10 protein-coding genes are annotated in these 11,830 nt (G+C 59.2%); 3 read left to right on the forward strand and 7 right to left on the reverse strand.

The features are described from left to right. Nucleotides 1-28: 28 nt before the first annotated feature. The 6 genes from ETEE_RS17430 to cfa all read right to left on the reverse strand — a co-directional run bounded on the left by ETEE_RS17430 (nucleotide 29) and on the right by cfa (nucleotide 7,538). The gene (locus ETEE_RS17430) at nucleotides 29-2,086 is read right to left on the reverse strand and encodes a S9 family peptidase (RefSeq protein ID WP_034163353.1); all 2,058 of its coding nucleotides are present in this window, start codon (nucleotides 2,084-2,086) and stop codon (nucleotides 29-31) included. 132 nt (nucleotides 2,087-2,218) lie between these two features. After that, complete coding sequence (locus ETEE_RS17435; protein ID WP_034163352.1) at nucleotides 2,219-3,076, reverse strand: EAL domain-containing protein; 858 nt, start codon at nucleotides 3,074-3,076, stop codon at nucleotides 2,219-2,221. Nucleotides 3,077-4,744: 1,668 nt separating this feature from the next. Next, nucleotides 4,745-5,068: a N(4)-acetylcytidine aminohydrolase gene (gene yqfB, locus ETEE_RS17440; protein WP_034163351.1), complete on the reverse strand. Its 324-nt coding sequence runs from the start codon at nucleotides 5,066-5,068 to the stop codon at nucleotides 4,745-4,747. A 122-nt stretch (nucleotides 5,069-5,190) separates the two neighbouring features. Next, complete coding sequence (locus ETEE_RS17445) at nucleotides 5,191-5,511, reverse strand: YebG family protein (protein WP_034163350.1); 321 nt, start codon at nucleotides 5,509-5,511, stop codon at nucleotides 5,191-5,193. A 164-nt stretch (nucleotides 5,512-5,675) separates the two neighbouring features. Further along, entirely contained in the window at nucleotides 5,676-5,885 is a 210-nt protein-coding gene (gene cspE, locus ETEE_RS17450) for a transcription antiterminator/RNA stability regulator CspE (protein WP_034163349.1), read from the reverse strand. A gap of 498 nt (nucleotides 5,886-6,383) precedes the next feature. Continuing rightward, nucleotides 6,384-7,538, reverse strand: a complete 1,155-nt coding sequence (cfa, locus tag ETEE_RS17455) for a cyclopropane fatty acyl phospholipid synthase (RefSeq protein ID WP_034163348.1) — start codon at nucleotides 7,536-7,538, stop codon at nucleotides 6,384-6,386. A 431-nt stretch (nucleotides 7,539-7,969) separates the two neighbouring features. Here cfa and purT point away from each other — a divergent pair, with 431 nt between their 5' ends. Beyond that, a complete protein-coding gene (gene purT, locus ETEE_RS17460) occupies nucleotides 7,970-9,148 on the forward strand; it encodes a formate-dependent phosphoribosylglycinamide formyltransferase (protein WP_034163347.1) in 1,179 nt (392 codons plus the stop codon). Between the two features lie 30 nt (nucleotides 9,149-9,178). On the opposite strand, the gene ETEE_RS17465 is transcribed toward purT, so the two are convergent. Further along, complete coding sequence (locus tag ETEE_RS17465) at nucleotides 9,179-9,373, reverse strand: YoaH family protein (protein WP_012848677.1); 195 nt, start codon at nucleotides 9,371-9,373, stop codon at nucleotides 9,179-9,181. Nucleotides 9,374-9,515: 142 nt separating this feature from the next. On the opposite strand from ETEE_RS17465, the gene pabB reads away from it, so the two are divergent. Together pabB and ETEE_RS17475 are read left to right on the forward strand one after the other, a co-directional pair. Beyond that, a complete protein-coding gene (gene pabB, locus ETEE_RS17470; protein WP_034163346.1) occupies nucleotides 9,516-10,904 on the forward strand; it encodes an aminodeoxychorismate synthase component 1 in 1,389 nt (462 codons plus the stop codon). Further along, a complete protein-coding gene (locus tag ETEE_RS17475) occupies nucleotides 10,895-11,467 on the forward strand; it encodes a CoA pyrophosphatase (RefSeq protein ID WP_034163345.1) in 573 nt (190 codons plus the stop codon). The genes pabB and ETEE_RS17475 overlap by 10 nt, the downstream gene beginning before the upstream one ends. Nucleotides 11,468-11,830 lie beyond the last annotated feature (363 nt).

The raw sequence follows: 11,830 nt of genomic DNA on the forward strand, positions 1-11,830 counted from the left end.
CTCCTTGCTAAAGCTCACCCAAGTGGGTCTATTGTGTTACGCCAGACAGCGTTAAAATAAACGCATATTCCAACGCAATATCTTCATAGGCTTTAAAGCGCCCCGATTTTCCCCCGTGCCCCGCCTCCATATCGGTATACAGTAGCAGCAGGTTATCATCGCATTTCATCTCACGCAGGCGTGCCACCCACTTGGCAGGCTCCCAGTATTGCACCTGGGAGTCATGGAGTCCGGTGGTCACCAACAGATGGGGATAGGCCTGTGCCCGGACTCCATCATAGGGGCTGTAGCGCCGCATGTAATGGTAGTATTCGGGATCCTCCGGATTCCCCCACTCATCGTACTCACCGGTCGTCAGCGGGATCGAGGCGTCCAGCATGGTCGTCACGACGTCGACAAAAGGCACCTGGGCGACTGCCCCGCGATAAAGCTGGGGAGCCATATTAAGCACCGCACCCACCAGCAGCCCACCGGCGCTGCCGCCCATGGCATAGACCTGATCGGCGGCGGCATACCCCTGACGGACCAGCCCCTGCGTGACATCGATAAAATCATAAAATGAGTTCAGCTTGTGCAGCAGCTTACCGTCCTCATACCACTGCTGCCCCAGATCGGCGCCGCCGCGAACGTGGGCGAGCGCAAACACAAAGCCCCGGTCGAGCAGGCTCAGACGACTGGTGCTAAAGCCGGGATCCATGCTGCTGCCATAGGCACCGTAGCCATAGATCAGGATCGGATTCTGTCCGCGCACAAAGCGATCGCACCGGTAGACCAGGGAGACCGGCACATCCACGCCGTCCCGCGCCCGCAGCCAGATGCGTTCGCTGGCGTAGTCCTGCGGGCTAAAGTCCGCCACGCTCTGCTGCTTCAGCAGGCGCCGCTCACCGCTGTTCAAATCCAGCTCGTAGACGCTGCCCGGCGTCGTCATTGATGCGTAACCGTAGCGCAGTTTGGCAATCTCTGGCTGCGGGTTATAGCCCAGCCAGGTGACATAGGTTGGATCGTCGAAATGGATCAGCCGCTCCTCTCCGCCGTCGCGACGGATCTGGCGCAGCGTCGTCAACCCATGGGTGCGCTCCTCCACCACCAGCCACTCCTGAAACAGGCAGAAGTCCTCCAGCATGACCGCATCGCGGGGCGGCACCAGCGTCTGCCAGCTCAGCACATCGCCATCCGGCCCACAGTACAGGGCAAAATTCTGCCCTTCCCGGTTAGAGCGGATATAAAAGCGCGAGTCATAGTGCTCCAGCGAATACTCGTGGTCGCGCCTACGCGACAGGAAGCAGTGCGCCCGCGCCTCGGGGTCATCGGCATCCAGCAGTAGAACCTCGGAGGTCGTCGTGCTGCTGATATGGATCATCACGTAGCGCTGAGAGAGCGACTTTTCCAGCCCCAGGTAAAATGCGTCATCCAACTCCTGATAGATCAGGCAATCCTGGCTGCAGGGCGTGCCCAGGCGGTGGCGATAGACCTGATAAGGCAGCAGGGTCTGTGGATCCAGACGGATATAGTAAAAGGCGCGGGAGTCGTTACACCATTCGATATGCCCATCGCACCCCTCGATCGACTCCTCCAGCCAGACGTCGTCATCCGTCAGAGATTTTACGCGCAGCGTGTATTGCCGCCGGGACACCGTGTCCTCGCTGACGGCCAGCAGACGGTTATCTGGGCTAACCTCCAGTGCGCCCAACGCATAAAAATCATGCCCCTCGGCACGCTGATTGGTATCCAGCAGCAGCTGCCACGCCGTCTCGCTCTCCGGGCTCGCCGACTCAGGCTGGCGCCAATACTCGGCATATTCGGCGGCGGGCCGGTAGCGGTGCTGGTAGCGGTAACCGTTGCGCACATAGGGAACGGAGGCATCCTGCTGGGGAATACGCGCCACCATCTCTGCCAAGAGCGCCGATCGAAGCGCCGACTGCGGCGCCAGGCAGCGCTCGCTATAGGCGTTTTCCGCGTTAAGGTAGGCTAACATCTGTGGATCGCTGCGGGTATCGTCGCGCAGCCAGTAATAATCATCAACCCGGCGATCCCCATGCGTCACGATCTCATAGGGATGTTTTGCTGCTTTTGGTGCCTTTTTCATTGTTAATGCCTAACGGATTCATCACACAAGCCATCTTATAACAGGGTGACACAATCCGCGGGCGGTGAAAATGCAAAAATACCGTCGTATGCCTGATAGGATAAGCGGAATTACGTGAGATAACGCGGCGGGTCACCCGCCTGAGGGTGACTCCTCTTCGTCGGCGTCGCTCAAAATGTGGCATACGACCGCCAGCTGATCCGCGCTCAGGGGACGGAAAAGATAGGAACCCTGAAAATCGCGGCATCCCGCTGCCGACAGACACTCAAACTGCTGTACGCTGTCGACCCGCTGCGCGCAGCAGCGCATGGCCATTTTATCCGCCAGGCGCAGCATCAGCTGAACCATCACCATGGCATCCGGGTGCGGCAGCAGGCCGATCACCCCCGGGGGAATATGCATCCGATCCAGCGGCAGCTGGCTCAGGGCCGCCAGCTGCCGATATCCCTCGCCGTACTCCGCCAGCGCGGCCCCATATCCCTGCTCACGTAGGGCGTGCATGCCCGCCAGGCAGGCGGGATTCGACAGCAGATCGTCGCTCCCCTGCCAGATCAGCGCAATCGCCGCTGGCGTCAAACCATACTGGGACAGCAGGTGGGTAAAGGGGGCCAGCACGGCCTCATTGGCGGCAAGGCTCAGCGGTAGGGCCAAGGACAGGCTGAAGTCCGGCGTGATCTCGCTACGCAGGCGCTGCAGCAGCGGCAGCGCGCGCTCGGCTAACCAGCCAAATAGCGCGGGCCCCAGTTGACAGCTCATCAGCGCATCCATAAACCGCTCGGGCAACAGTACGCCATAGCGAGGATGCTGCCAGCGAATCAATAGCTCCGCGCCCTGGATGTGCCCATGAACATTCCACTGCGGCTGGTACTCCAGATAAAACTCGTCGCTAGCGAGTGCATATTGCAGCCTGACCCGCAGCGCCTCAGCCTGCTTATGAGACGGCGCTACCGATCTGACATCACTTAAGAGATGGTAATGTTCACTATTCATTATGCTATCTAATTCTATTTGCCTTCTCATATGAGGAGGCACTGGTATTGACTGCGTGTAGTGTCAAAGTTGACAGCTTGCCATTATTACAACAAAAATTAATCGCTGCTAAAGTATCTGCTACGTCAGTATTTACTAAAGTGAATATTTATTATTCTGGAACATTGCATCAATCATCCTTGGCATATTAGCAAAGTTTATCTAATCCAGCGGATTCAGCCACTATTCTAGCTGATAGTGGGTAAATGAATAGATATAATTAACCATGCGCTTAGAGGGTAATATGATGAGAATGACGATATAATCCGATAATTTGCAGCAAATCAGAACAAAAAACCTTCATATATCAAAAAAACAGAATTAGAACCTATTTTTATAGCTAAATATATTAATATGTCTATCAGATCACATTCGTGAAGGAAACGATGCTTTGAGCTTAACAATCTCGCGCCCGGGGTCAGAGATACGTACGCCGTCTCATCCGGCTTTGGCGCGCGCAATCCGCCGCGTTTAGCGCGCATCTTGTATGCCGGATAGCCCTCCATCGGCTCGTCCCTCGCTGCGCCAGATAACGCCGCAGGGCTACGGGGCATCCTCGCGCATAGCGCCCGGCGGATAGCCAAACGATCGGGTGGTGCACTCACGCGCCGGAGCGACGTGGGCCAACGGGAGTCGCGCTCTCTCCTCCCATCAACCCGCCTCAGCGCCCGGCGATACCTTGACCTCTCCGCCGCAGGCGTCTCCTTTTCATCACAGGATAAAATGGCAACTTAAAATAAGATATATATGATCCATTTAATTATTCATCCCATAGGCGTGTCCATCGGCGCGGAAGATGATGCCGCGCGGCGCATGCAATAAATTCCCCCGGTGAAGTGAGGCTCGAGGATATCGAGAACGGCGCAGCTAACACGCCAGCGCCGGAGGATATCCCGCCCCCTTTCAGCATCATGACCGAACGCTATGGTAACCATGCAAAATATTTAATAAATGTATCGATGATGCGCTTATCCCACGCCGGATAGCCCTGCCCCGCACGGGTCAAGCGTACAGGGCGCCGGGGGAATATCGCGCGATGACGACTGGCGCCGGCGGCGTCGTTCACCAGCCGCAAACGTCTGACAGCGACGGGCGGCCCCGCCGTATATTAAAATAACCTATTAAATATAAATGAATTATACAAAAAGCACATTGATAGCCACGCCGGCGCTTGACAGGAACCGCCGCACCCGCCGGCGATGCTCCGCGCACGCCATACGGGATCTCTCGCCGCGGGATGCGCCACGGCAGAGCGCACGCCTTTGCGCTATCGATACGGCGTGCGGGAGCAGAGCATAGGCGCATTATGATTCGCATCATTAATATAATGCACGCAATAATTAGCCATGAATTAAAATAACCCAACAGCCGCGGCTAAATTAATGGACGCCGCGTCCCCCCATACCTACCGCCAATAGCATCGGCGATAACGCGGCCCCGTGCGTAGAATCATCCATTGATGGCCCCACGGGTAATATATTGCGCATATAACCACAAAGAGCGGTCGCCGAAGAATAAACCAGGGCACCAAGGCGAGTCGCCGTGGAAATAACGGCGGCGGCGCGTCATCAGAGCGCGTATCGCCGACGGCGGCAGCGCTGCCTGCGGAAAAGCGTCTGCACCCGGGCCTCAGCCCGCCAGCGCGCGCACCAGTGAAAAGGCGATGACATAAAGCCGATCGACCTGCGGATAGATCTCTCCGATCACGCCACGCAGCGCATCCAGCGTCATATTCTCCTGAGCGGCATGCTGCGCGTTCAGCTGCGCCAGCGTCACCGGCGTCACGTCAATCACCTCAATCTCACAAAAGGGGATCCCATCCTCGTAGCGCCCTACCGTAAGCCGCTGTCCCGGCTGAAAATGTGACTCGCTGTCATCACGGATGGTAATCGTCTTACGGCCAGCGAGAATATCCGCCTGAAAGCGGCGATAAAAAGTGATATCGGGTGTCATCTGTCGCTCCTCTGCGGCGATCAACGGGAAAGAGCGGCATGATATCCTGCGCGCCCCCCGCTGCCAACACTGCCAGCATCGGCATGCGCTCCCGTCGAGGGCTCGCCGACGACGACGGTACGCTAGGCAGCCTGCGCCCTTTCGGCCGCGCGTGCCTCCCCGTCGGCCGCTGCGCTAGCCGGCGCCGACGATGACGCATCCACCAGCGATGCCACGCTAGCCCCGCGCAGCAGGCGTCCCAGGCTCTCTTTCTGTTCAGCCAGGTAAAAGCTCAGTGCTTCACGCTGCCCCTCCTCCAGCGTCAGCGGCGCCTGCGCCAGCCACTCGCTCAGGCTATCCGCCAAATCCAGCATCCTGTCATAGGCATCCGCCTCTTTCTTACTGGTAAAGGTCATTTTTTCCACCCCATCGCGCACCACAACATATTGAATATTTACGGCCATCTTACCCACTCTCACCTTGATACTGTTTTTATATACAGTAAATGATCCGAGGGGCTATCTGCAAGCCTCCAGCGCAGCAATGGCTGCCGTTCGGTTGATTTCGCAGCCAAAAACAGAAAAACCCGCCGATGGCGGGTTTTATCAACCGTGGTGAAGCGGTTTACTTACAGCGCAACCACGTCGGCTGCGGCCGGGCCACGCTGGGAGTCCTGGATAGAGAACTCAACCTGCTGACCTTCTGCCAGGGTCTTGAACCCCTCGCTCTGGATGGCAGAAAAATGGACGAAGACATCTTTGGAGCCATCAGCTGGCGTGATGAAACCAAATCCCTTGCTTTCGTTGAACCATTTGACCTGACCGGTTTTCTTGCTCATTACGCTTTCCTTCACTTTGAAAAACTGCCCTAAGGCATACTTGACTCTATTAATCAGGTCGTCGCCATGCTAAAGAAATCATCAATCCAGATATTTCCTCAGCGCAGACAACGCCCCGTTTTAAGGCGCCATTATTAATGACATACTTCACTTCAAGGTGCAAATGATTAGCCGTTATTTTTAATCATGGCGCAAAAAAGGCCGCACTGCGGATTATTATTACAGGATGTTGATAAAATGAAATTAAATATAAAATATTATAAATTTCATTGCATTATGATATACACGCAAATCTTTCAAACAGCAGAATATGGTTTTTTAACGCAATTTACGAAATGGCAATCACATTTATCAACGTTACTCGGCGCATAAAAACATCTCCCCTTGCCTCACCTTCCCCTCGCCCCGCGTATATTGTCAGACATAATCAGCAGGCGACGCTGGCATTAATCCGGCGCCGCCTGTTTTCTGTTCTGCGCCCCCGCGCAGGTGCTGAGATTAACGCGGTACGCGCATCCCCCCCTCAATTCCCTGCGGGCTTAACAGGACCTGCCACAGCTGAATGTTGCGGGCGCGGAATGCCCCGGCACAGGCCGTAAGGTAATAGCAGAACATGCGGTAAAAACGCTCGCTGTAGCTATCGCTGATCTCGGGCCAGCACGTCTGGAAACGCTGGAGCCACGCCATCAGGGTGCGATCGTAGTCCGGCCCAAAACTGTGCCAGTCCTCCATGACAAACAGCCCTTCGCTGTGGTTGGCGATATGCGCCACCGACGGCAGACAGCCGTTAGGGAAGATATACTTATTGATCCAGGCATCCACGTTCAGGTCAGTCTGGTTAGAGCCGATGGTATGCAGCAGGAACAGGCCATCCGCCTTCAGATTACGCGCGGCCACCTCAAAGTAGGTGCGATAGTTTTTAGGGCCGACGTGCTCGAACATCCCCACCGATACAATGCGATCGTAGCGGTTGTTCAGATCGCGATAGTCCTGCAGCAGAATATTGACATCCAGCCCCTGACAGCGCGCCTGCGCCATCTTCTGCTGTTCGGCAGAAATCGTCACGCCGTCCACGGAGACGCCGTAGTTTTCCGCCGCATACTGCGCCAGCCCGCCCCAGCCGCAGCCGATATCCAACAGCCTCATGCCCGGCTGCAGCTGCAGCTTCTCACAGATCAGCTTCAGCTTATCCTGCTGGGCCTGCTCCAGCGTCTGCGCCGTTTTCCAATAGGCACAGGAGTACTGCATATGCGGGTCAAGCATCCGGCTAAACAGATCGTTCCCCAAATCGTAGTGCTCTTTCCCGACGATCCAGGCGCGTTTACGGCTCTGTAGATTAAAGATCCGCGCGGACGCGATGCGTACCATGTCAGCAACGTGCTTCGGGAGCTGGGTATCCAGACCGGCGGTCAGAATGCGCTGGAAGAAGATATCCAGCCGTTCGCACTCCCACCAGCCATCCATGTAGCTTTCGCCCAGTCCCAGGGATCCCTCTTGCAGTACACGGTGAAAAAACTGCGGGTTTTTTACCTGAATATCATAAGGCTGTGTGCCATTGATGGTAATCCCCGCCCGGCTCAGCATCTCTTCCGCGATACGATACCAGTTATCCTGTTTTAATCCGCTTTCTTCAATGCAGGTCGCACTACTCATTCCACATACCTTCCCGCTGCACCCGATGCACTCCTGCATTTGCGCAACGCTGTTGGAGTCTTAAGCGGCCGGCGTCCTTCCGACCAAATCAATTGATCATACAATATTATTTATAATACAAATCTTCAAGTTGCGGCGCCTCGCGCGCCGATGAGGAAAAAACAGTGCTAAATGTGCGCATCCGGCACCCCGCCTATTCCCCGTTTTTCCAGTATATCCCTGCCTCCGACGGCGAAAACGCTCTAATGAGACATAGCGCACAATTGTGTAAGGCAGCCCCGACAGATCATAGTCAACATAATGAAATACAAATGGTTATTTAAATATTTTCGCTTTGTTGCTCATTGTAATAAAATCTTTCCCGTTGCCACGCAAACGGTTTCGTATATACTGCCGACGATGATTTCCCCGAGTAAACAGGAACAGAATCCATGCAGCCAATCGGAACCGCCCTTCGTCCCCACGCAACCCGCGTCATGCTGCTAGGCGCCGGAGAGCTCGGCAAAGAGGTCGCTATTGAGAGCCAGCGTCTCGGTCTGGAAGTGATTGCCGTGGATCGCTATGCCGATGCGCCGGCCATGCAGGTCGCCCACCGTAGCCACGTCATGGATATGCGCGACGGCGACAGCCTGCGGGCGCTTATCGAACGCGAGCGCCCTGACTATATCGTGCCAGAAATAGAGGCCATCGCAACGCAAACGCTGCTGCAGCTGGAGAGCGACGGCCAGCGGGTCGTTCCCTGCGCCCGGGCGGTACAGCTTACGATGAACCGCGAGGGGATCCGCCGCCTGGCGGCCGAGACCCTGGCTCTGCCCACCTCCCCCTATCGCTTTGCCGGCAGCATCGAGGCGTTTCGCCAGGCGGTGGCAGAGATCGGCTATCCCTGCTTCGTCAAGCCCGTCATGAGCTCATCGGGCAAGGGGCAGAGCGTTGTGCGCTGCGACGACGACGTGGCACCTGCCTGGCAATACGCCCGCCAGGGTGCCCGCGGCGACGCCGACAGCGTCATCGTCGAGGGAGAGGTTCGCTTCGATTTCGAGATAACCCTGCTGACCGTACAGGCCAGCGACGGGATCCACTTTTGCGCGCCGATCGGGCACCGCCAGCAGGAGGGCGACTACCGCGAGTCCTGGCAGCCGCAGGCGATGAGCCCTACCGCGCTGGCGCGGGCGCAGGCGATCGCCGCCTCGGTCGTCCGAGCGCTGGGGGGATATGGTCTATTTGGGGTAGAGCTGTTTGTCTGCGGCGATGAGGTGATCTTCAGCGAGGTCTCCCCCCGCCCCCACGACACCGGGCTGGTCACGCTGGTCTCGCAGGATCTCTCTGAGTTTGCGCTGCATGTCCGCGCGTTTCTCGGGCTGCCGATCGGCGTGATTCGCCAGTTTGGCCCCAGCGCATCCGCCGTACTGCTGCCGTCGCTGCACAGCGACGACGTCACCTTCGCCAATCTCTCGCAGGCGCTGCGCCCGGCAACCCAGCTGCGCCTGTTTGGCAAGCCGCACATCGACGGCGTGCGGCGCCTCGGCGTCGCGCTGGCCTGGGGAGAGAGTACGGAAACGGCGCGCCAGCGCGCCAGGGACAGCGCGGCGTCGGTGGTTATCCGCCCCTGAGCGTCCCCGGGGTGCCGCTGGCGCCCCGCCCTACTGCGACGCCTCGTCGTCGTCCGTCTCGTCAAACGCCACGCGGATCTGCTCACCGCGGTGGCTGGCGCGGATCTCTGCGGCGACCTGGGCAATCGCCTCTCCGCTGCTCATCCCCTGCGTCATCAGCGTCTGGATGCGCTCCGCCGCCGCCTGCTGCTGTTCATGGGTTAATGCCGGCATACCGCCAACCATACAACGTCTCCTCTCGGTTATTTCCGCTGCAGTATATAGCCAAGCCAGCGGACGGAACAGCGCCGTGGTGATTGCCGCGCAGGCGCCATCCGTAGATAATTGACCTAAATCATATACAGACCGATGAGACACCCGCGCCGCCATGACCGCTATCCCCGAACTGACACAGCGTGATCTTCCCTACCAGCCCGATGCGGCGCTGCGCTACTTTGCCCCGCTGGCGCACCATCCCTGGGCCATGCTGCTCAGCTCCGCCGCCGCCGACCACGCCCACAACCGCTATGATATTGTCGTGGCCGACCCCTGCGCCACACTGCAGACCCGCGGCGGACGGACACAGATCGCCTCGCGGGAGGGCGCCTGCCGTAACGACGATGGCGATCCGCTGACCCTGCTGCGCGCGGCGATAGCGCGCTATCTTCCCCGCTGCCCGCCGCAGCCGGATCTGCCGTTTTGCGGGGGGGCGCTCGGGCTGTGGGGCTACGATCTCGGGCGACGCTTCGAACGCCTGCCCAGCCTAGCCTGCGCCGATCTGCAGACCCCGGACATGGCGCAGGGGATCTACGACTGGGCGCTGATCGTCGATCATCAGCGGCGCCGGGTGACGCTGCTCAGCTGGCGGGACGCCGGGGCGCGGCTGGCCTGGCTGCTGGCGCAGACGCCTGCCCCCGCCGCCCCCTTCAGCCTGACGTCTGCGTGGCAGGCAAACCTGAGCCGACACGCGTACCGCCAAGCCTTCCAGCGGATACAGGCCCACTTACAGGCCGGCGACTGCTACCAAATCAATCTGACCCAGCGCTTCAGCGCCGACTACCGCGGCGATGAATGGCAGGCCTTCCTGCGACTGACCCAGGCCAACCGGGCGCCGTTTTCCGCCTTCCTGCGCCTGCCGCACAGCGCCGTGCTCAGCGTCTCGCCGGAGCGTTTCCTGCAGCTCACCCAGGGCGATATCGTAACCCGCCCGATCAAAGGCACCCTGCCCCGGTGTCCGGCGCCCCATGACGATGCCCAGCAGCGTCTGCGCCTGGCCGCCTCGGCCAAAGATCGCGCGGAAAACCTGATGATTGTCGATCTGATGCGTAACGACGTTGGCCGGATCGCCGCGCCGGGCAGCGTCAGCGTGCCCGAACTGTTCGCGGTGGAAACCTTCCCCGCCGTTCACCATCTGGTCAGCACCGTCCGCGCCCGTCTGGCCGGGGGGCTGGACGCCTGCGATCTGCTGCGCGCCTGCTTTCCGGGCGGCTCGATTACCGGCGCCCCCAAGATCCGCGCCATGGAGATCATCGATGCGCTGGAGCCGCAGCGGCGTAACCTCTACTGCGGTTCCGTTGGCTATATCAGCGCCTGCGGCAATATGGATACTAGCATCACGATCCGTACCCTGTTGGCGGAGCATGGACGCCTGCACTGCTGGGCGGGCGGCGGCATCGTCGCCGACAGCGAGGCTGAGGCCGAGTACCAGGAGACGCTGGACAAGGTCAGCCGGATCCTGCCGCTGCTGGCGGACGGAGCGCCTGCGCGATGCGACTAAGCCCGGCGTTGGCCCGCTTTGTGACCCATTTTCAACTGAATAGCCCGCTGCCGGAGCGCCCGACGCACCACGCGCGCCAGGCGGCGGTGCTGATCCCCATCGTCAACCGCCCACAGCCGACCCTGCTGCTGACCCGACGCGCGGCCGACATGCGTAAGCATCCCGGTCAGGTCGCCTTTCCCGGCGGTGCGCGCGATAGGCAGGACAGCTCTCTGTATGCCACCGCCCTACGCGAAGCGCAGGAGGAGATCGGACTGGATCCCGCCGGGGTCAGGATCCTCGGCCATCTGCCGCCGCAGGACAGCAGCAGCGGCTTCTGCGTCACGCCGGTGGTCGCCATCCTTGCTACGCCGCTGCGCCTGTGCCCCAACCGCGACGAGGTCGCGCAGATCTTTGAGCTGCCCCTGGCGCAAGCGCTGGAGCCGGGCCGCTATCACCCGCTGGATGTGACCCGCGCCGGCGCGGCGCACCGTCTTTATCTGTCCCGCTACCGGGAATTTCTGATCTGGGGACTGACGGCGGCGATGATCCGCCGCCTGGCCCTGCAGACCCGCGCCCCCTGAATCGGCACCCGCTCCCTACCTCAGTTTATCCGAGCAGCGCACCGCCGCGGCGCGCGTTTTTGCTAGCTACCCGACAAAAACGGACCGTCGCCGGCCCTAAGCGGAGCAACAATGTGAATATGTCTTGATTTTCACTCTTCACAGGGTCATATGATAGAAAAGTGGAAGTTGGCAGCATATTCCCATGGTTATTTTGCGCAGCTTGCCGTACCGCCGATCGCCGCGTTCCCGCGCGGGAGAGCACGCCAGTGGCACAATTGCGCGTGCGCCGATGCCGCAGTTCGGTTATTGTTGGCGCCCCATTAAAGGGGCCTGCGCAGCATTAAATTATTTAATGCGAATCGGCGATAACAACTCCACCCG

It is taken from the genome of Edwardsiella anguillarum ET080813 (assembly GCF_000264765.2).
GTDB lineage: Bacteria > Pseudomonadota > Gammaproteobacteria > Enterobacterales > Enterobacteriaceae > Edwardsiella > Edwardsiella anguillarum.

Excerpts from the sequence above, each read along its gene's own strand:
- ETEE_RS17430 (WP_034163353.1), bottom strand. The coding sequence starts at position 2,086 with ATGAAAAAGGCACCAAAAGCAGCAAAACATCCCTATGAGATCGTGACG.
- ETEE_RS17435 (WP_034163352.1), bottom strand. The coding sequence starts at position 3,076 with ATGAATAGTGAACATTACCATCTCTTAAGTGATGTCAGATCGGTAGCG.
- yqfB (WP_034163351.1), bottom strand. The coding sequence starts at position 5,068 with ATGACACCCGATATCACTTTTTATCGCCGCTTTCAGGCGGATATTCTC.
- ETEE_RS17445 (WP_034163350.1), bottom strand. The coding sequence starts at position 5,511 with ATGGCCGTAAATATTCAATATGTTGTGGTGCGCGATGGGGTGGAAAAA.
- cspE (WP_034163349.1), bottom strand. The coding sequence starts at position 5,885 with ATGAGCAAGAAAACCGGTCAGGTCAAATGGTTCAACGAAAGCAAGGGA.
- cfa (WP_034163348.1), bottom strand. The coding sequence starts at position 7,538 with ATGAGTAGTGCGACCTGCATTGAAGAAAGCGGATTAAAACAGGATAAC.
- purT (WP_034163347.1), top strand. The coding sequence starts at position 7,970 with ATGCAGCCAATCGGAACCGCCCTTCGTCCCCACGCAACCCGCGTCATG.
- ETEE_RS17465 (WP_012848677.1), bottom strand. The coding sequence starts at position 9,373 with ATGGTTGGCGGTATGCCGGCATTAACCCATGAACAGCAGCAGGCGGCG.
- pabB (WP_034163346.1), top strand. The coding sequence starts at position 9,516 with ATGACCGCTATCCCCGAACTGACACAGCGTGATCTTCCCTACCAGCCC.
- ETEE_RS17475 (WP_034163345.1), top strand. The coding sequence starts at position 10,895 with ATGCGACTAAGCCCGGCGTTGGCCCGCTTTGTGACCCATTTTCAACTG.